Source organism: Kitasatospora sp. NPDC058170, from assembly GCF_042883905.1.
In the GTDB taxonomy this organism is placed as follows: domain Bacteria; phylum Actinomycetota; class Actinomycetes; order Streptomycetales; family Streptomycetaceae; genus Kitasatospora.
This window is the reverse complement of sequence record NZ_JBHVUV010000020.1, coordinates 108,938-130,985: the sequence shown is the minus strand read 5'-3', so window position 1 is coordinate 130,985 and position 22,048 is coordinate 108,938. Positions and strand designations below refer to the sequence as shown.

Sequence of the window (22,048 nt, the reverse complement as noted above, 5' to 3'; positions counted from 1 at the left end):
CTCTCAGACTTGGATCAGGTAGAGAAGATGATGGAGGATCCCCCACGAGTCACGCGACGCCGTTCCGCGCCGAGGCTCAGCCGTGTCGACAGCAGGCAGGGCCAGATCCCTCAGCTGCTCGAACATCTGGCGATAGGCCACGATGCTCTCGGGGTCACCATAGTGTTCGGCACGCCCAGGGGCATCCACGATAACCGTGGACAGGTCGAGGCAGCCCGGCTCACAGAACAGGAACGAGTTGGGGCTCGGCGGCTTCTTTGCCGCAGTGAACGGCAACACCTGAATCGTGATGTTCGGGCGCTCTGCCAGGTCCAACAAGTGGATCAGCTGCGCCCTCATGACTGCATCGCCTGCAAAACGCATACGTAGCGCAGCCTCGTGGATGACGAAGTGGAAATCCCTACTCTCATCCAGAATTCGCTGGCGGTCCAGTCGGAAGCGAACCGCATCTGCGATGTCCGTTCCCCCGTCGGCGTCCTCAAAGATCGCCTCCGTATACGACCGCAGCTGCAGGACTCCTGGGATGTAGAGCATCTCGTAGTTCTCCACCCGGACCGACCGATCCTCGGTCTCTGCCAGGTCCAGAGCGAGCGGAGACACCTTGTTCTCATACTCGCTCCACCAACCCTTCCCCGCACTCCGCCCCATCTCTGCAAGTGTGGCGCGGTACGCGGAATCGGTGCAGCCGTAGGCGTCGAGCCAGATCTCAAGCCGCTCTGCATTGAGCGTGATCCGACCAGCCTCGGTGTGACTCACCGCCGGACCGCCCATCCCCACCAGCGCTCCGGCTTCGGCTGCCGACAATCCTGCCGCCACGCGCTGCCGTTGCAGCTCTTCGCCGAATCGGCGCTGCCGCTGGCTGATCGGCCCCTTGTATCCCACGGCTGTCCTTCCCTGTCCGCGCAGTCTCGCGCACAAGCCGCCCACGACGCCACCAACGAGTGACATCGACCCAGGAGACTCAACGATCGGCTTGCAACTTTGCCATAGCCGCCCCTACTCTCAGTGTTGCACCGATCACATGACGGAGTGTCAGTAATGCCTGCCCAGGCGCCGCAGAGCAGCCCCGCGGCCTCGCTCACGGTCACGTCTCCGCCTCGAAATCCCTCTCTCCACACGGAGGTTCTTCGTGCGTGCCTTCACCCGACCCCAGCCGCCCGACTGGTCCGCCGCCCGCGAGGAGCTGCGCGACGCCCTCACCATCGCCGGCTGGCCCCCCGACGTCATCGCCGACGCCGAACTCGCCCTTCATGAGCTGTTCGTCAACGCTTGGAAGCACGGCGGAAGCCCCGCGCCCCTCGTGGTCGTCGTCCTCCTGAACCGCACCCTCCGGGTCTCGGTCTCCGACGACAGCCCCGCGCTCCCCGAGCAGCGATCCAGCTCCGACCCCTACGAACTCTGCGGCCGCGGACTCCACTTGGTCCGCTCCCTCACCCACCGGTTCGGCACCGACCCCCGCAAGCGCGGCAAGTCCGTCTGGTTCGAGCTGGACGCCGCCGCGTGAGCCACCACAGCAGCAGCCGCCACCCCATCAAGCCCACCGACCCCGGGCTCCGCGCCTACACCGAGGCCCAGATCGCCGGGATCCTCGCCGAAGTCCTCATCCTGGGCCGCAAGTTCGGTCTTCTCTTCCCCTCCACGGGCACCGACACCAACCTCGACGGCCGCATCCTCGTCGACTTCGGCAACGCCCCCGCCAGCACCCTGCTCAATCTCCACACCCTCCTCCTCGACCACGAGGAGGACCACCCGTGAGCCCCCTCGCCCACACCGAACGCACCACCATCGCCTACCTCGCCGTCGAGGCCGTGCCCGACGCCGCCCTCCAGCTCCTCGTGGCCGTCGACCTCAACATCCGCGCCGCCCCCGGCGAACACCTCGCCCTCCCCCTCACCCGGGACCAGGCCGAAGAACTCCTGCACGCCCTCGCCGCCCGCCTCACCCCCACCTGGGCGGCCCGGTGAGGCCCGGCACCGCCGCCTTCCTCGTCGGCACGGCCTTCGCCCTCCTCGCCCTCGCGATCGCCACCGTCATCCTCGGCGTCATCACCGCCCTCAACACCACCAGGCCGGACGACGACGACCCGCGCTGACCCCGCCCGCCCCACCCCACCCCCTCCGGAAGGGCGCCACCGCCATGCCCGAAACGCCCCCGCCGCCCCTGGACACCCTCCTCGCCAACGCCCTCGCCGCCACCCACTACGCCGTCGCGGCCGCCTTCCTCGATCACGCCCGCTACCACCGCATCCCCACCCAACTCCCCTCCGTGTCCGACGACTTCGACTGGCCCCAGCTCGAAGCGCTGATCCACCGGCTCGGCTACGAGGCCGACGAGTCCGACGCCGCCCTCAACCTCTACCGACTCCTCACCGCCGTCCAGCGCATCGCCTACCGCGAGGGCGCCGGCCGCAACGCCAACTGGCACCCCGCCCGCCTCAACCCCAGACCGGTCGGCCCGCCCTCCCCGTAGCCGCCACACCCGGAGCAGGAAGTCGGCCCCGCCGACTTCCCATTCCGCTCCCCACCCTTTGCATCCTTGCCACTCGAACACCCGCGCCCGGACCGCCCGAGGGCGGGCAGCGCAGGTGCCCGCCGGGCAAGCCGGATGACATGCGGCTGTTGGGGCTACAGGCTGGGCCGGGAGAGGGTGACAGCGAACCCTCCGACACCCGAGATGGCCGTCACCACCCGAGCTCGTCTGAACGGATGCGCTGACCAGTAGGAATGCCGCCAGCGGTGAGCCCTAGGACGACACCCACGGGGCCGGTACGCGCTGTATCCGCCGCCCCAAGCCCCCGCTGCGAGATCCACCACGAGGCCCATGAGGGCCGTCCGACCGCCCGAACAGGGCAAAGCGGCGATCAGCTGCAGCGGCCGGACTTCGGAGCGGCCGGTACGCCGTTCCGATGCCGCCTCAGCGCTGTGTCCACCAGGTCGCTCCGGTCCCTGCGGCGGTGGTGACGAGCGCGACGAGCCACACGGGCACGCGCTGGATGGTCAAGTGCAGCCCTCCGCAGCGGAGTTCGAACTGTGGCCGCTGCTCGCGGTGCTCTGGTTTCTGGGTCATGCCCCCAGTCAAGGGCACCGCCAGGGACCTGTCAGGGGACATGGAGGCGAAGACAATGGCCCAACCGCACTGCATTTGTACACAACGACCAAGCAGCAGATAACAATTGGGGGACGGGCGCCCCGCAGGCCGCGCCCCCTCCCCCGGACGCGGACCGGCCCTGACCCCGCACCGCCCGGAGTAGGAAGTCGGCCCGGCCGACTTCCTACTCCGACACCCTCTCGCCACGCGCAAACTCGGGGCCGCCCCTGACTCCGACCCCGAGAGCGGGCTACGCCTTGGCGGTGAAATGTCCGGGTGCCGGATCGGCTTGCGGGCTGAGGCTTCGGCGGCGGCAGCGGCGGAGCATGGAAGTACGCCCACCGGAGAGACCGGCACGGGTCACGACACCACGGAGACCGTCATGAGCCGCCTCGCCCGCCCCCGCCACAACCGCGTGATCGCCGGCGTCTGCGCCGGGATCGCCCAGCGCTTCGGACTCACGCCGTGGACGGTCCGGTTGATCTTCCTGGTGTCCTGCCTGCTGCCCGGCCCGCAGTTCCTGATCTACCTGGCGCTCTGGGTGGTGCTCCCCCAGGAGCCGTGAGCCCTGAGCTGCAAGAGCCCGGAGCCGTAAGCCGTAAGAGCCCCGAGCCGCACGGGCCGACGACACACCGCGGGGCGCGAACGCCGACGGGCCGCCCGCCCCGGGATCACCGGGGTGGACGGCCCGTCGCCGGGTACGGCGGAGCCGGGGCTCAGCCGCCCAGGCCCGGCAGCGGCAGGGTGTTGGTCAGCCCTCCGAGCGGGGTCTTGTCCAGGCCGGGCACGCTCGGAATGGCGGCACGGTTGGGCCCGGCGGCCGGCGCGACGTCGCCCATCGGGGCGGCGGCCTGGCCGGCGCTGGGGGCGAGGGTGCCCAGGGTGCCGGCGACCTTGTCGCCGCCCGGCAGCTTGGACGCGGCGTCGGCGACGGCACCGGTCACGGCCGGGTTGGTCACCGCGCCCGTGGGGAGCCCGAGGCCGCCGGCGGCAACGGGGTCGGCGGACGCGCTGCCGGCGCCGACCGCGGCGATGGCGATGCCGAGCACCGCGGTGCCGGCGGCCTTGAGAGTGGCCTGCTTCATGAGTTCGTCCCTTGGATCCTCGTCGGTGGCCGACTCCGGGCATGGCGGTGAACGCCGCACCGTGTCAGCAGTGACGGGCACACCGTAGTGATTGGATCGCACGAGGACCAAAGGGCGTTAACCCACACGAGTGGGTAGTCGGATGAACGCCAATGTCCGTGCCAGACAAAGCCGTTCATCCGACGATCAGCGAGCGACTCAGTCGGTGGAGCTGAACAGCCACTCCGCCTTGAGCTCGGCGTAGCCCGGCTTGATCACGTCGTTGATCATCGCCAGTCGCTCGTCGAACGGCAGGAACGCCGACTTCATCGCGTTCACGGTGAACCACTCCATGTCGCCCAGCGTGTAGCCGAACGCCTCCACCAGGTGCCCGAACTCGCGGCTCATGCTGGTACCGCTCATCAGCCGGTTGTCGGTGTTGACCGTCACCCGGAACTTCAGCCGGCTGAGCAGCCCGATCGGGTGCTCGGCGTACGAGGTGGCCGCCGCGGTCTGGAGGTTGGAGGTCGGGCACATCTCCAGCGGGATGCGCTTGTCGCGCACGTACGCGGCGAGGCGGCCGAGCTCGACGCTGCCGTCCTCGTTCATCGTGATGTCGTCGACGATGCGGACACCGTGGCCGAGCCGGTCGGCGCCGCAGCACTGCAGGGCCTCCCAGATCGACGGCAGGCCGAAGGCCTCGCCCGCGTGGATCGTGAAGTGGTTGTTCTCGCCCTTGAGGTAGTCGAAGGCGGCCTGGTGGCGGGTGGGAGGGTAGCCCGCCTCGGCGCCGGCGATGTCGAAGCCGACGACACCCTGGTCGCGGTGGCGGTTGGCCAGCTCGGCGATCTCCTGCGAGCGCGCGGCGTGCCGCATCGCGGTGATCAGGGTGCCGATCCGGATGCGGTGGCCGGCGGCGCGCGCGTTGGCCTCGCCGAGGCGGAAGCCCTCCTGGACGGCCTCGACGACCTCGTCGAGGGTGAGCCCGGCCTCCAGGTGCTGCTCGGGGGCGTAGCGGACCTCGGCGTAGACGACGCCGTCGGCGGCCAGGTCCTCGGCGCAGTCGGCGGCGACCTTGATCAGGGCGTCGCGGGTCTGCATCACGGCGCAGGTGTGCGCGAAGGTCTCCAGGTAGCGGACCAGCGAGCCGGAGTCGGCGGCCTCGCGGAACCAGACGCCGAGCTTGACCGGGTCGGTGGTGGGGAGGCCCTCGTAGCCGCAGGCGGCGGCCAGCTCGACGACGGTCTCCGGACGCAGGCCACCGTCGAGGTGGTCGTGCAGGAGCACCTTCGGCGCGCGGGCGATCTGGTCGGGGGTGGGGATCCGGGGGCCGGTGCCCGCGGTGGTGACGGGGATCTGCTTCTCCATTGCGGGAGTGTAGCCCCTACGCGCGTAGAACGACTATCGCCAACAGGGCCGAATCGGCCAATGTCCACCGGAAATTCCACCGGACGGGCGATCCGGGCCGCCTACCGGACAGTACGTCTCCGGGTCATTCCGCCTCCCGGTCAGCACGCCCACCGGCCGGTCCGCCCGCCGGTCGGTCCGCCCAATGGTCAGTACGCCCACCCGTCAGTACGCGCCGGTCAGTCGTGCTGCAGCAGCCGCCCGCGCCGCGACAGCACGAAATCCCGGAACGCGGCCACCGGCGGGGTCAGCGGACGGCCCGCCGCCCAGGCCAGCCCGATCGCCCGCCGGGTGCGCGGAGCCGTCACCTCCAGCTCCACCACCCCGGGCCGGGGCACCAGCCCGGGCGGCAGCAGCGCCACCCCCAGCCCGGCCGCCACCAGCCCGCGCAGCGTCTCGGCCTCCTCCCCCTCGAAGGCGATCCGCGGCACGAAGCCGGCCTCCGCACAGAACCCGTCCGTGATCGCGCGCAGCCCGTACCCGCGCTCCAGTCCGACGAACGGCTCCTCGGACACCTCCGCCAGCCGGATCCGGCGCCGCCCGGCCAGCCGGTGGTCGGCCGGGACGGCCAGGTGCAGCCGCTGCTCGTCCAGCGGCCGGGCGACCAGCGCCGGGTCGTCCGGCACCGGCGCGACCAGGCAGAGGTCCAACTCCCCGGCCCGCAGCCGCTCCAGCATCGCCCCCACGTAGTCCTGCACCAGCTGGAACCGCACCTGCGGATGCGCCGCCCGGAAGCCGCGCAGCAGCGCCGGGACGGCGTCCGTCCCCATGGTGTGCAGGAAGCCGAACGCCACCCGCCCGACCGCCGGGTCCACCTCCGCGCGGGCCGCCTCGGCCCCGCGCTCGACCTCCGCCAGCGCCCGCTCCACCGAGGCGAGCAGCAGCCGGCCCGCCCTGGTCAGCCGGACCGTCCGGCCCTGACGGGCCAGCAGGACGACCCCCAGCTCATCCTCCAGCCGGGCCACCGCCCGCGACAGCGTCGGCTGCGGCATCCCCAGCAGCGAGGCCGCCTGCGTCACGTGCTCCAACCGCGCCACCGCCGCGAACTGGGCCAGCCGGGGCGCCAGTTGGGTGGCCGGCAGCTCCGGCCCCAGCTCCGCCAACCGGTGCGGGGGCTCCGCGCCCACTCCGTCGTACGTCACAACCGCCCCTTCCGACCGCGATCGATCCGCCACCACCTGCGCTCATACCCGTACGCATCGATTATCGACCAATCATGCATTGGACGCATCAACCGCACAGGCTTACGTTCAGTGCCATGCAGCCCGCCAGTACCGGGGCATCCGTGGCCGTGCCGGATGCCCTCGCCCACCCGTCCTCCCTCTTCGCCGACGACCGCCACCGCCCCGGGCAGCGCGCCTTCCGCCGCGCCAACCTCGCCCTGTTCGCCGCCGGTATCGCAACCTTCGTCCTGCTGTACTCCACCCAGGGCCTGCTGCCGATCCTCTCGGCCGACCTCGGCATCACCCCCGGCCAGGCCAGCTGGACGGCCTCCGCCGCCACCCTCGGCCTCGCCCTCGGGCTGCTCCCGGCCAGCGCCCTCTCCGACCGGTACGGGCGCACCGCCGTGATGACGGCCTCCGTGCTCGCCGCCTCCGCCCTCGCGCTGGCCCTGCCGTTCGCCCCGGACCTCACCACCCTGGTCGTGCTGCGCGTCGTCCAGGGCGCCGCGCTCGCCGGACTGCCCGCCACCGCGATGGCCTACCTCGCCGAGGAGGTCCACCCCAGCGCACTGGCCTCCGCGATGGGCCTGTACGTGGCCGGCAACAGCATCGGCGGCATGGGCGGACGGCTGCTCTCCGGCTGGACGGCCGCCGGCCTCGGCTGGCGCTGGGGCCTGGCCGCCTCCGCCGCCCTCGCCCTGCTGGCCTCGCTCGCCTTCCGGCTGCTGATCCCCGCCGCCCGGCACTTCACCCCGGCGCCGGTGGACGCCCGCGCCCTGGCCCGTACCGTCGGCCACCACCTGCGCAACCCGCTGCTGGTCCGGCTGTACGCGCTCGGACTGCTGTTCATGGCCGTCTTCGGCGCGGTCTACAACACCGTCGGCTACCGGCTGATCGGCGCGCCCTTCAACCTGCCGGAGTCGGTCGCCGCCTCGATCTTCGTGGTCTACCTGGTCGGCACCGGCACCTCGGCCGCCGCCGGCCGGCTCTCCGGACGGCTCGGGCGGCGCGGCGCGCTGTACGCGGCGATCGGCGTGACCGCCGTCGGCCTGCTGCTCTCGCTCGCCGACTCGCTGCTCTGCGCCCTGCTCGGCCTGGTCCTGATCACGGCCGGTTTCTTCGCCGGCCACGCCACCACCTCCTCGGCGGTCGGCCGCATCGCCACCGAGGGCCGCGCCCAGGCCTCCGCGCTCTACCTGATCGCCTACTACCTGGGCAACAGCCTCGGCGGCACCATCGGGGCCGACGCCTACCACTCCACCGGCTGGCCCGGCGCCGCCGCCGTCGGCCTGACCGCGATGACCCTCGCCGCGGCCGTCACTCTCTACGCCACCCGCCAGGCCATCACCGCCCGCCGCACGGCCAACAGTCTGCCGGGCAGACTTTCCGCCCGGTAGAACTCGGACCCCGGACAGGCTCCGCCCGCCCCGCGGCGAGCCCCGGCAGGTCGCCGGAAATCAGGCGGCCCGCCGCAGTGGCCTGCGCAGGAAGTCGGACCGGCCGACCTCCTGCGCAGCAGTACCTGAGGCCCGGGCACCGGCCGCCCAGGTCAGCGCGGCGGGGCCTCCGGGCTCACTTGGACTTCACCCACTCCTGACACCCCTGGGTCTTGAACACCTTGTCCGTGCTCTTGATCGTGACGACGCCCTGGCCGGTCAGGTTCTCGTTGGCGATGATCGACTCGAAGCCGCCCGCGGCATCCTTGCCCCGCTCCCAGTAGCACATACCGCGGCTCCCCGGCCCGGCCGTCTTGTAGGTGCCGGGCTTGATGTCCTCGCCCACCAGGTAGGTTCCGCTGCCGGGGACGGTGTCACCGGGGGCGGCGGCGGGGGTCTCCTTGGCCGGTGGCGGAACTTCCGCCGGCTGCGTGACGACCACCGTGGCGGTCACGGTGGGAGCGGCCTGGGCAGGGGCCGGGGCCGTCACGGTCCGCGTGACGGTGACGGTCACGGTGGGGGCCGGCACGTCGGCCGCGGCCGACGTGCCGCCGGTGCCCTTCCCCCCGGAGACGACGGCGTTGCAGCCTCCGATGAGGACGAGCCCGCCGAGGATCCCGAGCGTGATCTTCGCACCCTTCGACATGCCCGGTTTCGAGGCTGCGGGCTGCTTGTGATCAAGGGGGGTTGCGGCGTTCTGCGGCACCCAGGAGGGACCGAGTGGAGGCTGGTGGCCGGGGTCGCTCATGTGCGGAGGTCCTCTGCTTCGGAAGTGTCAGGAGGCAGGTCTACAGGGGTACTTGTGGGTACACCGGCCGTTTGCGGAAGCGTTATCCGCACGTCGACACAGGCCCCCGTCCGCCGCCCGCCGCCTCCCGGTGGGCGAACCGCTCGCCGACCGTCCGCCACCGCCTGTACCGGCCCCGGCTGATACCTGACACGCGGTGTCAGGTATCCGCCGTAGGTTCCTCATGTCCAGCCCGCACGACCAGAGGAACGCGACATGGCCACCTTCGTTCTCATCCCCGGCATGCTGCACGGCGCGTGGTGGTACCGGCCGATCACCGACGGGCTGCGCGACGCCGGGCACGAGGTGTACCCGCTGACGCTGACCGGGGTCAGCGAGCGCGGCCACCTGAACACCGCGGCGGTCAACCTGGAGACGCACGTCCAGGACGTGCTGGGCACCCTGGAGGCCGAGCGGATCACCGACGCGGTGCTGGTCTCGCACAGCTACGGCGGGATGGTCGCCTCCGCCGTGGCCGACCGGGCGCCGGAGCGGATCGCCGGGCTGGTCTACGCCGACGCCTTCGTCCCCCGTGACGGCGAGTCGGCCTACAACATCGTCAACGACGTCTGGAAGCAGCGCTACCTGGCCGGCACCGCGGCCGGCGGCGGCCACACCGTGGTCGGCACGAACCCCGCCCTCGACCCGCGCGCCACCGTCCACCCGGCGGCCACCCTGTTCCAGCCGGTCGCCCTCACCGGCGCCGTCGACGGCATCCTCCGCCGCACCTACATCCACGCCGAGCGCTTCGAGGACTCGCCGCTGACCGAGACCTACGAGCGCCTGCGCGACGACCCGACCTGGACCGTCCACACCCTCCCCGTCGGCCACGACCTCGTCCGCGAGGCCCCCGAGGAGCTCCTGAAGATCGCCCTCACCATGGCCGAGTGACGACCGCCTCAGCCGTCGGCGGGCGCCGTTACACTCCGGAGCATGAGCATCGACCCAGCTGTGTACGCGCGGTTGCGTGAGATCGCCGATCAGCTTCCACAGGTACCCGGAATAGGGAAGATCGAGATCGCCGACGGCGAGATCATCATGATGATGTCGCCGGTCAAGCGCCATGAGCTGGCGGTCATCCGGATCGCCCAGCAGCTGAATGCCCAGCTGCCGCAGACCCATCCCGGCTACATCGCCCACGGCGGCGCGGACCTGGAGGATGCCGGCATGGGCCGACTGCGGAATCCGGATCTGATGGTCTTCCCCGATGCCACCCTGGACGACGAACGACCCGCGCTGCTTCCCCACGAGGTGCTGTTGGTCGTCGAGATCGTCTCCAAGTCCAATCCGGAGAACGACTACCAGCACAAGGTCCGCGACTACGCGGCCATGGGGATTCCGCTCTACCTGCTCGTCGACCCCCGCAAGGGCACCGGCATCGTCCATGACGAGCCCGGCTACGCGTCCCGCAAGGAATTCTCCTTCGGCGACACCGTCAGCGTCGGCCCGTGGACCCTCGACACCGGTGTCCTGCGCACGTACGCCTGATCCGGCGTACGTGCGCAGGCCCGCCGGTTACGCGATGCGGTCCAGCACGATCGGGTTCGGGGTGAACGCGGTACCCGCCGGGGCGACCTCGATGCCGCCGGCCAGGGCCTCGATCGCGTACTCGAAGCGCTCGGGGGTGTCGGTGTGCAGGGTCAGCAGCGGCTGGCCGGCCACCACCGTGTCACCGGGCTTGGCGTGCATCTCGATGCCGGCGCCGGCCTGCACCGGGTCCTCCTTGCGGGCGCGGCCGGCGCCCAGGCGCCAGGCGCTGACGCCCACCGCGTAGGCGTCCAGCGAGGTGAGCACGCCGGAGGCGGGGGCCGGGATGACGTGCTGCTCGCGGGCGACCGGCAGCGGTGCGTCGACGTCGCCGCCCTGCGCGGTGATCATGCGGCGCCAGTGGTCCATCGCGGAGCCGTCGCGCAGCGCGTCGGCCGGGTCCTTGCCGTGCACGCCCGCGGCGGCCAGCATCTCGCGGGCCAGCGCCAGGGTCAGCTCGACGACGTCCGCCGGGCCGCCGCCGGCCAGCACCTCGACGGACTCGCGGACCTCCAGCGCGTTGCCCGCGGTGAGGCCGAGCGGGGTGGACATGTCGGTGAGCAGCGCGACGGTGTTGACGCCCGCCGCCTTGCCCAGGCCGACCATGGTGCGGGCCAGCTCCTGGGCGTCGGCGAGGTTCTTCATGAACGCGCCGGAGCCGACCTTGACGTCCAGCACCAGGGCGCCGGTGCCCTCGGCGATCTTCTTGGACATGATCGAGGAGGCGATCAGCGGGATCGCCTCGACCGTGCCGGTCACGTCGCGCAGCGCGTACAGCTTCTTGTCGGCGGGGGCCAGGCCGTCGCCGGCCGCACAGATCACCGCGCCGGACGAGCGCAGCACGTCCATCATCTCGTCGTTGGAGAGCAGCGCGCGCCAGCCGGGGATGGACTCCAGCTTGTCGAGCGTGCCACCGGTGTGGCCGAGGCCGCGGCCGGAGAGCTGCGGGACGGCGGCACCGCAGGCGGCGACCAGCGGGGCGAGCGGCAGGGTGATCTTGTCGCCGACGCCGCCGGTGGAGTGCTTGTCGCTGGTGGGCAGCGGCAGCGAGGAGAAGTCCATCCGGACGCCGGAGCGGATCATGGCGTCGGTCCAGCGGCTGATCTCACGCAGGTTCATGCCGTTCAGCAGGATCGACATGGCCAGGGCGGACATCTGCTCGTCGGCGACCTCGCCGCGGGTGTAGGCGTCGATCACCCAGTCGATCTGAGCGTCGCTCAGCTCTCCGCGGTCTCGCTTGGTCCTGATGACGGAGATGGCATCCATGGGGTACTCCAAGAGGGGGTTTCAAAAAGCGAAGAGTGTCGCGAAAGGTCGGTGATCGACCCACTCGCGACACTCTACGCGCGTAACAAATGACGGGGCTAGAGCCGCTCCGGCCCGAACGCGTCCGGCAGGACCTCGCTCATCGGCTTCACCCCGGAGGGCAGCTCGACCAGCAGTTCCGGCCCGCCGTGCTCGTAGAGCAGCTGGCGGCAGCGGCCGCAGGGCATCAGCAGCTGGCCCTTGCCGTCCACACAGGTGAACGCGACCAGCCGGCCGCCGCCGGTGGCGTGCAGGCTGGAGACCAGCCCGCACTCGGCGCAGAGCGCCAGCCCGTACGAGGCGTTCTCCACGTTGCAGCCCGTGACCAGCCGCCCGTCGTCCACCAGGGCGGCCGCCCCAACCGGGAACCTGCTGTACGGCGCGTACGCGTGGGTCATCGCCTCGCGGGCGGCGGCGCGCAGCCGGTCCCAGTCGACGGCGGCGGCGGACGTCACTTGCCCTGGCCCTTGCGGTAGATCTGACCGTCGGCCGCCGGCGGCCGCAGTCGCTGCGAGGCCAGCGCGAGCACCACCAGGGTGATCACGTACGGCGTCGCGACGATCAGCGGGCGCTGCACCTCGTCGGTGAGGGCGTACCAGGCGCCCAGGCCGCCGGCGACCACGAAGGAGATCACCGCGGAGGTGAACTTGCGGCGGTACAGGTGCCACAGGGCCAGCAGCGCCATCGCGATCGAGACGGTGAGGATCAGCACGTGCACCGACTCGGGGTCGCGCAGCTGGAGGCTGTCGGTGAAGCCGAACAGGCCGGCGCCGGTGGCGAGGCCGCCCGGCATCCAGTTGCCGAAGATCATCGCCGCGAGGCCGATGAAGCCCCGGCCGTTGGTCTGGCCGTCCTTGTAGAAGTGCGCCGCGACCAGCGAGAGGTACGCGCCGCCGAGGCCCGCGAAGGCACCCGAGGAGACGACCGCGAGGTACTTGTACTTGTAGACGTTGACGCCCAGCGACTCGGCCGCCGTCGGGTTCTCGCCGCAGGAGCGCAGGCGCAGGCCGAACACCGTGCGCCAGAGCAGGAAGTAGCTCGCCACGATCAGCGCGCCGGCCAGCACCACGACCACCGAGATGTTGGTGACCAGGCCGCCGAGCACACCGGCGAGGTCCGAGACCAGGAACCAGTGGTGGAGCTCGATGTCCTTCAGGCCGGAGGACAGGCCCGGGATGGTGATGTACGGCAGCGGATCGGCCGGCGGGGACTGGTTCGCGCCGGCACCGACGGAGATGTAGTCCTTGTAGTAGATCCGGTTGACGTACGCGCAGATACCGGGGATCAGCAGGTTGACGCCGACACCGGAGACGATGTGGTCGACGCCGAAGGTCACCGTGACGACCGCGTGCAGCAGACCGCCGAGCGCGCCGCCGATCATGCCGGCCACCAGGCCGAACCACGGGCTGACCAGGTAGCCGCCCCAGGCGCCGCAGAAGGTGCCGGCCACCATCATGCCTTCGAGGCCGATGTTGACCACGCCGGCCCGCTCGGACCAGAGACCGCCCAGACCGGCCATGCCGATCGGCACGGCGGCGCTGAGCGCGGCGGTGACCTGACCGGAGGAGGTCAGCGAGTGGTTGCCGGTGGCCATGCCCACGGCGGAGAAGAGGACCAGGGCGCCCGCGATCAGCAGCAGCACCACCGGCCAGGACAACTTGCGCTTCTTGGCGGGTGCGCCCGGCGCCTTCGCACGGGTGGCGGTGGCCGTACTCATGCCGACACCTCCTTCTTCAGGTTGGCCGCGGCCTGGGCGGCGAGCTCGGCGCCGACCTTCTGCTGCTGGCGCTTGAGGCCGTAGCGGCGCACCAGCTCGTACGCGACGACGACGCAGATGACGATGGTGCCCTGCATGACCTGGACGATCTCGAACGGGAAGCTGCCGTTCTTGGGCAGCGGCAGCTGCGACCCGGTCGAGTCCAGGAAGGCGAACAGCAGCGCGGCGAAGGCCATGCCGATCGGGCTGTTGCGGCCGAGCAGGGCCACCGAGATACCGAGGAAGCCGAGCCCGGGCTGGAAGCTCTGGCCGAAGTAGTACGAGTTCTGCATCAGCTCGGGCAGGCCGATCAGACCGGCCAGCGCGCCGGAGACCGCCATGCTGATGACGATCATGCGCTTGACGTTCACACCGGACGCGGTGGCGGCGGACTCCGAGCGGCCGGTGGCGCGCAGGTCGAAGCCGAAGCGGGTGCGGGTCAGCGTGAACTGGAAGACCACGCCGACCAGGATGGCGATGAACAGGAAGCCCCAGAGCGGGCCGCCCGCGGTCTCCAGCGAGAAGAAGTGGCTGGACTGCGAGATCGGGTCGGTCTGGATCGAGTTGCTGGTGGTGCCCTTCTCCGGCGCGAAGATGCCGGGGACGAGCAGCAGGCCGACGATCGCGACCGCGATGGCGTTCAGCATGATGGTCGAGATGACCTCGCTGACGCCGCGCAGGACCTTCAGCAGACCGGCGATGCTGGCGTAGAGGCCACCGACCAGCATGGCGGTGATCAGCAGCAGCGGGATCTGGATGAACGACGGCAGGTCGAGCCGGCTGCCGACGAAGGCCGCGAACAGCGCCGCGACCTTGTACTGGCCCTCGACGCCGATGTTGAACAGGTTCATCCGGAAGCCGAAGGCGGCGGCCGCGGCGGCCAGGTAGTACGTGGTGGACCGGTTGAGGATGGCCACCTGACCGTCCGACTTGGTGGCGTACGTGAGCATCACGTTCCACGCCTCGAACGGGTTCTTGCCGGAGGTCGCCAGCAGCACCGAGCAGATCGCCACGGAGAGCAGGACGGCGAGAACCGGCGCCGCGAGGGCGAGGACGATCCGCTCGCCGTTGATCCGCTGCGCCAGGCTTCGCTTGGCGTCAGGGTTGGGACTGGTCATGTGGCTACTCCCCCGCCTGCGGGTCGTCGGCGGTGTCGGTGGGCGCGGAGTCCTGCTCGGTGCCCGCGGCCTCGGTGTCCGCGGCCCCGGCGCTCTCGGCGCTCTCGGCCTCGGTGCCCTCGGCGCTGGTCGCGCGGAACTCCTCGACGGCCTCGGGCTCGGACTCGATGTGGCCGCTGGCCGCACCGGTCATCGCGGTGCCCAGGTCCTCGGCGGTCACGGTGGCCGGGTCGGCGTCGGCGACCAGGCGGCCGCGGTAGATCACCCGGATGGTGTCGGAGAGCCCGATCAGCTCGTCCAGGTCGGCGGAGATCAGCAGCACCGCGAGCCCGGCCCGCTGGGCGACCCGGATGTGCTCCCAGATCTGCGCCTGCGCGCCGACGTCCACACCGCGGGTGGGGTGGGCGGCGATCAGCAGCTTGGGCTGGTGGCTCATCTCGCGGCCGATGATCAGCTTCTGCTGGTTGCCGCCGGAGAGGGAGGCCGCGGTGACCTCGATGCCGGGGGTGCGGACGTCGTACTCCTCGACGATCCGCTGGGTGTCCTTGCGGGCGGCCGCCAGGTCGAGCAGCACGCCCTTGGAGTTCGGGCGCTCGGTGACGTGGCCGAGGATCCGGTTCTCCCAGAGCGGGGCCTCCAGCAGCAGGCCGTGCCGGTGGCGGTCCTCGGGGATGTAGCCGATGCCGGCCTCGCGACGGGCCCGGGTGAGCGAGCCGGAGAGGTCCTCGCCGGCCAGCTGGACCGTCCCGCCGTCCAGCGGGAGCATGCCCATGATGGCCTCGACCAGCTCGGCCTGGCCGTTGCCCTCGACACCGGCGATGCCGAGGATCTCGCCCTTGTGGATGCGCAGCGAGATGTCGTCCAGCACGACGCGCTCGATGCCCTCGGCGTCGGTCTTCGCGATCCGCAGGTCGCGGACGGTGAGCATCTCGTCGGCGGTGACGGTGGACTCGCGGCTCTCCGGGGAGGGGAGCTCGGCGCCGACCATCAGCTCGGCGAGCTGGCGGGCGCTGACGCTCCTCGGGTCCGCGTCGCCGACCGTGGTGCCGCGCCGGATGACGCTGATCGCGTCCGCCACCGACAGCACCTCGTGCAGCTTGTGCGAGATGAAGATGACGGTGACGCCCTCGGCCTTCAGCTCACGCAGGTTGTCGAACAGCGCGTCGACCTCCTGCGGAACGAGGACGGCGGTGGGCTCGTCGAGGATCAGGATCTTGGCGCCGCGGTAGAGCACCTTGAGGATCTCGACCCGCTGGCGGTCCGCGACGCCGAGGTCCTCGACCAGCGTGTCCGGGCGCACGCCCAGGCCGTACTGGTCGGAGATCTCCTTGATCTTCGCCTTGGCCTTGGCGCCGATGCCGTACAGGCCCTCGCCGCCGAGGACGACGTTCTCCCAGACGGTCAGGTTGTCGGCGAGCATGAAGTGCTGGTGCACCATGCCGATGCCGCGGCCGATCGCGTCGCCGGGGGTGTTGAACTCGCACAGCTCGCCGTTGACGGCGATGGTGCCCTCGTCCGGCTTCTGCATCCCGTAGAGGATCTTCATCAGCGTCGACTTGCCGGCGCCGTTCTCACCCATCAGGGCGTGCACGGTCCCGGTGCGGACGGTGAGGTTGATGTCGTGGTTGGCCACGACACCGGGGAAGCGCTTGGTGATGCCGCGCAGTTCGACGGCCGGTGTCGCCGTCCCCGCGCTGGGGGTACCGCCCTTGCTGAGGGCGGGGTCGGATGCGGTGATGGCGATCTCCTGGTGGTCTGGAGGCGCGTCGTTGCGCTGGAGGGCCAAGAAAAAACAGGGGGGTACGGGACGGGGCCCGGGGGTACGCATTGAGCGCACCCTGCCGGGCCCCTCCCTGATGCTGTGTCAATCATTGCGCTGCCGGGCAGGTGGCAGCGGCAGCGACGTCCGGAACTCGCCTTACGGGGCGGTCGGAACCGTCGTGGCGCCGGAGGTGATCGCCGTGGAGGCGGCCTTCAGCTTGTCCTGGATGTCGTCGATCTTGCCGCCGGTGGTGGCCAGCGAGACACCCTCGGCCTTCAGGTCGAAGTTCTTGACGCCGGTGAAGGGGGTGCCCTTCTTGACCGACTCGATGTACGAGAACACGGCGTTGTCGACGTTCTTCACCATCGACGTGAGGATGCTGTTCTTGTACTTCGCCAGGGCCGGCTGGCTGGCCTGGTCGGAGTCGACACCGATCGCCAGGGCGCCCGCCTTGTTGGAGACGGCCTCGATGGCGCCGTTGCCGGAGGAGCCGGCCGCGGTGTAGATGACGTCCGCGCCCTTGTCGAGCTGGCCCTGCGCGGCCTCCTTGCCCTTGTCGGGCGAGTTGAAGCCGGAGAAGTCCGGGGGCGTGGTGAGGTAGGTGGTCTCGACGACGATGTTCGGGTCGACGGACTTCACACCCGCCTTGTAGCCGGCCTCGAACTTCTTGATCAGCTCGGTCTGCACACCGCCGATGAAGCCGACGTGCTTGGCCTTCGACTTGTTGGCGGCGGCGACGCCGGCGAGGTACGAGCCCTCCTGCTCGGCGAAGACCAGCGAGGTGACGTTGGAGGGCTGGGCGTCGTCGTGCGAGTCGATGATCGCGAACTTGACGTCCGGGTGCTCCTTGGCGATCTTGTTGACCGCCGGCTGGTACACGAAGCCGACCGCGACGATGGTCTTGTAGCCACCGTCGATCAGGTTCTTGAGGCGGGTCTCCTTGTCGGCCTCCGCCTCGCCGGTCTTGGCGTCGGCCTCGGTGACGGCGACGCCGAGCTCGGCCTTGGCCTTGTCGAGGCCGCGGGCGGCGGAGTCGTTGAACGACTGGTCGCCACGGCCGCCGATGTCGTAGGCCATACCGACCTTGACGGAGGAGTCGGACGAACCGCCCGCGGAGCTGTTGTCAGTGCTCTTTGCGCCGCAAGCGGCGAGCGAGGCAATGCCCAGGGAACCCGAGAGCACAACCGCAGCGAGCTTAGTAGAACGGCGCAAGGGAGTATCTCCTTCTCACACGCACCCGTTTAGCGTGGTCGGACGCCACCGTAACGCGCGTAGAACACGGTTGTATTACGGGCCGCCGGAGCATTCGGGTTGTTATCAAACCGTGGTCTCACGGCACTCCCCGCGCTCCGACACCGCCGCGAACGGTGGGTCGATGCTGGCGCAACCCAGTCTACGGAAGTCGGATAAAAACCCTGGACTGCCCCAAACCGGCCGCCCACCAGGGCAGACGCCTCCCCGTACGGCCCCGGACACCCCCCGTTGCCGCCCCGGACACCCTCCAGCGAGCCCCGCCGAGCCCCGGACGGCGCCCTGTCGCGGTCCCGGGCGGCGCCCGGGACCGCCGCGCTCACAGCTCGCCCGGCTCCAGGGCCAGCGCCGCGAAGAGCTCCACACCGATGGCGATCGCCCGCTCGTCCACGTCGAAGCGGCCCTGGTGCAGGTCCCGCACGGCGGTGTCGCCCGGGGCCCGGACGCCCAGCCTGGCCAGTGCCCCCGGGGCGTGCTCCAGGTACCAGGAGAAGTCCTCGCCGCCGAGGCTCTGCTCGGTGTCCTCGACCACGGTGTGGCCGTCCTGCCCGAACCGGAGCGTCATGGCGGCCTCCAGCAGGCCCACCGAGACCGCCTCGTTGACCACCGGCGGCACCCCGCGGTGGTAGTCGAGCGTCCACTTCGCCCGGTAGGTCTCGGCCAGCTTGGCGATCAGCTCGTGCAGCAGGTCCGGGGCCTCGCGCCAGCCGGCCAGGTCCAGGCAGCGGACCGTGCCCTCCAGCTCGGCGTGCTGCGGGATGACGTTCGGCGCGGAGCCGGAGGCGATCCGGCCCCAGACCAGGCTGACGCCCCAGCGCGGGTCCATCCGGCGGGCCAGCGCGGCGGGCAGGTCGGCCGCCATCCGGGCGATCGCGGTCACCAGGTCGGTGGTCAGGTGCGGACGGGCGGTGTGGCCGCCGGGGCCGTCCAGGTGCAGCACCAGGCGGTCGCAGGCCGAGGTGATCGCCCCGGTGCGCAGCGCGATCCGCCCGGCCTCCACCTTGGGGTCGCAGTGCACCGCGAAGATCCGGCCGACGCCCTCCATCCCGCCGGCGGCGATGACGTCCAGCGCCCCGCCCGGCATGACCTCCTCGGCGGGCTGGAAGAACAGCCGGACCGGGCGGCGCAGCTCGCCAGTGCGGGCGGCCTCGGCCAGCACCAGGGCGGTGCCGAGCACGACGGAGGTGTGCACGTCGTGGCCGCAGGCGTGGGCCCGGCCGGGGACGGTCGAGCGGTACGGCGCCTCGGTCTTGGCGTCGTCGATCGGCAGCGCGTCGATGTCCGCGCGGAAGGCCAGGAACTCGGCGCCGCGCGGCGCCCCCGCCGGGACGATGTCGACGATCAGCCCCGTCCCGCCCGGCAGGACCCGCAGGGTGAGACCGGCTGCCACCAGGCGGTCGCGCAGCAGTCCGGTGGTGCGGAACTCCTGGCGGCCCAGCTCCGGGTGCCGGTGCAGATCACGGCGGAAGGCGATCAGCTCGGACTCGAATCCGCCGACCCGGGCGCGCAGGTCTGCGGCGGGGCGGGCAGCGGTGAGGGTGACGGCCGACTCGGTGGGCTGAGAACGGTTCATCTCAACAAGGGTAGGCCTGTTGGGGGGATTTGGCCCGACTTCCCCAAAAGAAATCCCCGGATGGGCGCATACCGGCCGAGCAGGTGGGTATGACATCTCGTTTCAGCCGCCTTCCGAGGGGTGCCTGCCCTGTGCAACGATCACCCGCGGCAAGGGTCACGGGGCGCTCCCGGCCGGCCGGGGGTGCGGCCAACCACAGCCTTCCACACCGGCGTTGACTCCCGATCAGAACCGTTCGACGGGCGTGTACGTCCCCCACACGGCGCGCAGCGCGTCGCAGACCTCGCCGACCGTGGCCCGGGCGGCCAGCGCCTCCTTCATCGGGTACAGCACGTTGTCGCTCCCCTCGGCGGCCGTCCGCAGCGCGCCCAGGGCGCGGTCCACCTCCGAGGAGTCCCGCTCGGCGCGCAGCCGGGCCAGCCGCCCGGTCTGCCGGGCCTCGATCGCCGGATCCACCCGCAGCGGCTGGTAGGGCTCCTCGACGTCCAGCTGGAAGCGGTTGACCCCGACCACCGTCCGGGCGCCGGAGTCGGTCTCCTGCTGGACGCGGTAGGCGGTGCGCTCGATCTCGGACTTCTGGTAGCCCGCCTCGATCGCGGCCACCGCGCCGCCCAGGTCCTCGATCCTGGCCAGCAGCGCGAGGGCGGCGGCCTCCACCTCGTCGGTCATCGCCTCCACCACGTAGGAGCCCGCGAACGGGTCGACGGTGGCGGTGACGTCCGTTTCGTAGGCCAGCACCTGCTGGGTGCGCAGCGCCAGCCGGGCGGACTTCTCGGTGGGCAGCGCGATGGCCTCGTCGAAGCTGTTGGTGTGCAGCGACTGGGTGCCGCCGAGGACGGCCGCGAGCGCCTGGACGGAGACCCGGACCAGGTTGACCTCGGGCTGCTGGGCGGTGAGCTGCACGCCCGCGGTCTGGGTGTGGAAGCGGAGCATCTGCGACTTCGGGTTCCGCGCGCCGAACTCCTCGCGCATCACCCGGGCCCAGATCCGGCGCGCGGCACGGAACTTGGCGACCTCCTCCAGCAGGGTGGTGCGGGAGACGAAGAAGAAGGAGAGCCGGGGCGCGAAGTCGTCCACGTCCATCCCGGCGGCGACCGCGGTACGCACGTACTCGATGCCGTTGGCCAGGGTGAAGGCGATCTCCTGCGCGGGGTTCGCCCCGGCCTCGGCCATGTGGTAACCGGAGATCGAGATGGTGTTCCAGCGGGGGATCTCGGCCCGGCAGTACTGGAAGACGTCCGCGATCAGCCGCAGCGAGGGCTTGGGCGGGAAGATGTAGGTGCCGCGGGCGATGTACTCCTTCAGCACGTCGTTCTGGATGGTGCCGGTGAGCCGCGCGGACGGCACGCCCTGGGCCTCGCCGACCAGCTGGTAGAGCAGCAGGAGCAGGCCGCCGGGCGCGTTGATGGTCATCGAGGTGGAGACCTCGCCCAGCGGGATGCCGTCGAACAGGACTCCCATGTCCTCGACGCTGTCGATCGCCACGCCGACCTTGCCGACCTCGCCGGCCGCGACCGCGGCGTCCGAGTCGTAGCCCATCTGGGTGGGCAGGTCGAAGGCCACCGAGAGGCCGGTGGTGCCGTTGGCGATCAGCTGCTTGTAGCGCGCGTTGGACTCGGCGGCGGTGCCGAACCCGGCGTACTGGCGCATCGTCCACGGCCGGCCGGTGTACATCGAGGGGTACACGCCCCGGGTGTACGGGTACTCCCCCGGGCTGCCGAGCCGCTGCGCGGGGTCCCACCCGTCCAGCGTCTCGGGGCCGTACAGGGGCTCGATCGGGAAGCCCGACTCGGTGCGGCGCGGCTCGGCTGCCATGGGTCTCTCCACGGGATCGGCGGGCAGGTGCACTGGACTTCGCAATGTAGACCCTGCGGCGGGCCGGAGCCGGTGGCGAAACGGCACCCGCTCCCGCCCACCGGGGCCGTCGCCATTGAGATGATCGGGTGAGCGACTGAAGTGCTTCCAAAACCGACGTGTTTCCCCAGGGAGTGGCAAATGACCGAGCAGAAGGTGGCCGTGGTCACCGGTGCCAGCAGCGGAATCGGCGCGGCGACGGCCCGGCGGCTGGCGGCCGAGGGCTTCGACGTGGTGCTGACCGCCCGGCGGACCGAGCGGATCGAGGAGCTGGCCAAGGAGATCGGCGCCGGCGGCGGTTCGGCCCGGGCGGTCACCCTGGACGTCACCGACCGGGCCGCGGTGAACGCCTTCGCGGCCGGGGTCGGCCGGGTGGACGTGCTGGTCAACAACGCCGGCGGGGCGATCGGCGCCGAGTCGGTGGAGGCCGGCGACCCGGCCGACTGGCTGGCGATGTACGAGGTGAACGTGCTCGGCGTGCTGCACGTGACGCAGGCGCTGCTGCCCGCGCTGCGGGCGAGCGGTGACGGCACGGTGCTGGTGCTGTCCTCCACCGCGGCGATCACCGCGTACGAGGGCGGCGGCGGCTACGTGGCGGCGAAGCACGCCGCGCACACCATCGCGGCGACGCTGCGGCTGGAGCTGTGCGGTGAGCCGATCCGGGTGATCGAGATCGCGCCGGGCATGGTGAAGTCCGAGGGCTTCGCCGTCACCCGCTTCCGGGGCGACGAGGACAAGGCGGCGGCCGTGTACGCGGGCGTGGCCGAGCCGCTGACCTCGGACGACGTCGCGGACACCGTCGCGTGGGCGGTCACCCGGCCCTCGCACGTCAACATCGACCTGCTGGTGGTGCGCCCGCGGGCGCAGGCCGCGAACCACAAGGTCCACCGGGCCTGACCCCCGGCGGCCGGGCGGCCCGGGGGCGCCGATCGGACGTGTCACCCACCAGTGGTACATA

At 71.1% G+C, this 22,048-nt stretch carries 24 protein-coding genes; 10 read left to right on the top strand and 14 right to left on the bottom strand.

All coding sequences use genetic code 11. From position 1 onward, the window contains the following. Positions 1-3 precede the first annotated feature (3 nt). Positions 4-882 carry a helix-turn-helix domain-containing protein gene (locus tag ACFVVX_RS23115; protein WP_387948471.1) on the bottom strand — a complete coding sequence of 293 codons (879 nt, stop codon included), beginning with the start codon at positions 880-882 and terminating at the stop codon, positions 4-6. Positions 883-1,129: 247 nt separating this feature from the next. Here ACFVVX_RS23115 and ACFVVX_RS23110 point away from each other — a divergent pair, with 247 nt between their 5' ends. The 5 genes from ACFVVX_RS23110 to ACFVVX_RS23090 are packed head-to-tail and all read left to right on the top strand — an operon-like array spanning position 1,130 to position 2,469. Continuing rightward, the gene (locus ACFVVX_RS23110) at positions 1,130-1,504 is read left to right on the top strand and encodes an ATP-binding protein (RefSeq protein WP_387948469.1); all 375 of its coding nucleotides are present in this window, start codon (positions 1,130-1,132) and stop codon (positions 1,502-1,504) included. Beyond that, positions 1,501-1,755 (top strand): hypothetical protein, encoded by a 255-nt coding sequence (locus tag ACFVVX_RS23105; RefSeq protein WP_387948467.1) that lies wholly within the window; start codon positions 1,501-1,503, stop codon positions 1,753-1,755. The genes ACFVVX_RS23110 and ACFVVX_RS23105 overlap by 4 nt, the downstream gene beginning before the upstream one ends. Further along, complete coding sequence (locus ACFVVX_RS23100; protein ID WP_387948465.1) at positions 1,752-1,964, top strand: hypothetical protein; 213 nt, start codon at positions 1,752-1,754, stop codon at positions 1,962-1,964. Before ACFVVX_RS23105 ends, ACFVVX_RS23100 begins: the two co-directional genes overlap by 4 nt. Next, a complete protein-coding gene (locus tag ACFVVX_RS23095; RefSeq protein ID WP_387948463.1) occupies positions 1,961-2,092 on the top strand; it encodes a hypothetical protein in 132 nt (43 codons plus the stop codon). Before ACFVVX_RS23100 ends, ACFVVX_RS23095 begins: the two co-directional genes overlap by 4 nt. A gap of 44 nt (positions 2,093-2,136) precedes the next feature. Continuing rightward, positions 2,137-2,469 carry a hypothetical protein gene (locus ACFVVX_RS23090; protein WP_387948461.1) on the top strand — a complete coding sequence of 111 codons (333 nt, stop codon included), beginning with the start codon at positions 2,137-2,139 and terminating at the stop codon, positions 2,467-2,469. 444 nt (positions 2,470-2,913) lie between these two features. On the opposite strand, the gene ACFVVX_RS23085 is transcribed toward ACFVVX_RS23090, so the two are convergent. Continuing rightward, entirely contained in the window at positions 2,914-3,066 is a 153-nt protein-coding gene (locus tag ACFVVX_RS23085) for a hypothetical protein (protein WP_387948459.1), read from the bottom strand. Between the two features lie 403 nt (positions 3,067-3,469). Here ACFVVX_RS23085 and ACFVVX_RS23080 point away from each other — a divergent pair, with 403 nt between their 5' ends. After that, on the top strand, positions 3,470-3,652 hold the full coding sequence (locus ACFVVX_RS23080; RefSeq protein ID WP_387948457.1) for a PspC domain-containing protein: 183 nt from the start codon (positions 3,470-3,472) through the stop codon (positions 3,650-3,652). Positions 3,653-3,803: 151 nt separating this feature from the next. On the opposite strand, the gene ACFVVX_RS23075 is transcribed toward ACFVVX_RS23080, so the two are convergent. The 3 genes from ACFVVX_RS23075 to ACFVVX_RS23065 all read right to left on the bottom strand — a co-directional run bounded on the left by ACFVVX_RS23075 (position 3,804) and on the right by ACFVVX_RS23065 (position 6,685). Beyond that, complete coding sequence (locus ACFVVX_RS23075) at positions 3,804-4,172, bottom strand: ATP-binding protein (RefSeq protein WP_387948455.1); 369 nt, start codon at positions 4,170-4,172, stop codon at positions 3,804-3,806. 198 nt (positions 4,173-4,370) lie between these two features. Continuing rightward, positions 4,371-5,519: an adenosine deaminase gene (locus tag ACFVVX_RS23070; RefSeq protein WP_387948453.1), complete on the bottom strand. Its 1,149-nt coding sequence runs from the start codon at positions 5,517-5,519 to the stop codon at positions 4,371-4,373. Between the two features lie 218 nt (positions 5,520-5,737). After that, on the bottom strand, positions 5,738-6,685 hold the full coding sequence (locus ACFVVX_RS23065; protein WP_387948532.1) for a LysR family transcriptional regulator: 948 nt from the start codon (positions 6,683-6,685) through the stop codon (positions 5,738-5,740). Between the two features lie 131 nt (positions 6,686-6,816). On the opposite strand from ACFVVX_RS23065, the gene ACFVVX_RS23060 reads away from it, so the two are divergent. Beyond that, positions 6,817-8,118 (top strand): MFS transporter, encoded by a 1,302-nt coding sequence (locus tag ACFVVX_RS23060; RefSeq protein ID WP_387948451.1) that lies wholly within the window; start codon positions 6,817-6,819, stop codon positions 8,116-8,118. A gap of 175 nt (positions 8,119-8,293) precedes the next feature. On the opposite strand, the gene ACFVVX_RS23055 is transcribed toward ACFVVX_RS23060, so the two are convergent. Then, a complete protein-coding gene (locus ACFVVX_RS23055; RefSeq protein ID WP_387948449.1) occupies positions 8,294-8,803 on the bottom strand; it encodes a hypothetical protein in 510 nt (169 codons plus the stop codon). Positions 8,804-9,160: 357 nt separating this feature from the next. On the opposite strand from ACFVVX_RS23055, the gene ACFVVX_RS23050 reads away from it, so the two are divergent. Both ACFVVX_RS23050 and ACFVVX_RS23045 read left to right on the top strand, forming a co-directional pair. Next, positions 9,161-9,835 (top strand): alpha/beta fold hydrolase, encoded by a 675-nt coding sequence (locus ACFVVX_RS23050; RefSeq protein ID WP_387948447.1) that lies wholly within the window; start codon positions 9,161-9,163, stop codon positions 9,833-9,835. Between the two features lie 42 nt (positions 9,836-9,877). Further along, entirely contained in the window at positions 9,878-10,432 is a 555-nt protein-coding gene (locus ACFVVX_RS23045) for a Uma2 family endonuclease (RefSeq protein WP_387948445.1), read from the top strand. Between the two features lie 27 nt (positions 10,433-10,459). Here the strand turns inward: ACFVVX_RS23045 and ACFVVX_RS23040 are convergent, their stop codons facing one another. From ACFVVX_RS23040 to ACFVVX_RS23005, 8 genes are all read right to left on the bottom strand, one after another. Beyond that, on the bottom strand, positions 10,460-11,737 hold the full coding sequence (locus ACFVVX_RS23040; RefSeq protein WP_387948443.1) for a thymidine phosphorylase: 1,278 nt from the start codon (positions 11,735-11,737) through the stop codon (positions 10,460-10,462). Between the two features lie 98 nt (positions 11,738-11,835). Continuing rightward, on the bottom strand, positions 11,836-12,231 hold the full coding sequence (locus ACFVVX_RS23035; protein ID WP_387948441.1) for a cytidine deaminase: 396 nt from the start codon (positions 12,229-12,231) through the stop codon (positions 11,836-11,838). Beyond that, positions 12,228-13,493, bottom strand: coding sequence for an ABC transporter permease (locus ACFVVX_RS23030; protein WP_387948439.1), 1,266 nt, complete (start codon positions 13,491-13,493; stop codon positions 12,228-12,230). Before ACFVVX_RS23030 ends, ACFVVX_RS23035 begins: the two co-directional genes overlap by 4 nt. Next, the gene (locus ACFVVX_RS23025) at positions 13,490-14,650 is read right to left on the bottom strand and encodes an ABC transporter permease (protein ID WP_387948437.1); all 1,161 of its coding nucleotides are present in this window, start codon (positions 14,648-14,650) and stop codon (positions 13,490-13,492) included. Before ACFVVX_RS23025 ends, ACFVVX_RS23030 begins: the two co-directional genes overlap by 4 nt. A 4-nt stretch (positions 14,651-14,654) precedes the next feature. Then, a complete protein-coding gene (locus ACFVVX_RS23020) occupies positions 14,655-16,478 on the bottom strand; it encodes an ABC transporter ATP-binding protein (protein WP_387948435.1) in 1,824 nt (607 codons plus the stop codon). A gap of 90 nt (positions 16,479-16,568) precedes the next feature. Further along, complete coding sequence (locus ACFVVX_RS23015) at positions 16,569-17,624, bottom strand: BMP family protein (protein ID WP_387948433.1); 1,056 nt, start codon at positions 17,622-17,624, stop codon at positions 16,569-16,571. A 358-nt stretch (positions 17,625-17,982) separates the two neighbouring features. Continuing rightward, positions 17,983-19,236: an amidohydrolase gene (locus tag ACFVVX_RS23010; RefSeq protein ID WP_387948431.1), complete on the bottom strand. Its 1,254-nt coding sequence runs from the start codon at positions 19,234-19,236 to the stop codon at positions 17,983-17,985. A 225-nt stretch (positions 19,237-19,461) separates the two neighbouring features. Beyond that, complete coding sequence (locus ACFVVX_RS23005; protein WP_387948429.1) at positions 19,462-21,051, bottom strand: methylmalonyl-CoA mutase; 1,590 nt, start codon at positions 21,049-21,051, stop codon at positions 19,462-19,464. A gap of 180 nt (positions 21,052-21,231) precedes the next feature. On the opposite strand from ACFVVX_RS23005, the gene ACFVVX_RS23000 reads away from it, so the two are divergent. Next, on the top strand, positions 21,232-21,987 hold the full coding sequence (locus ACFVVX_RS23000) for an SDR family oxidoreductase (RefSeq protein ID WP_387948427.1): 756 nt from the start codon (positions 21,232-21,234) through the stop codon (positions 21,985-21,987). Positions 21,988-22,048 lie beyond the last annotated feature (61 nt).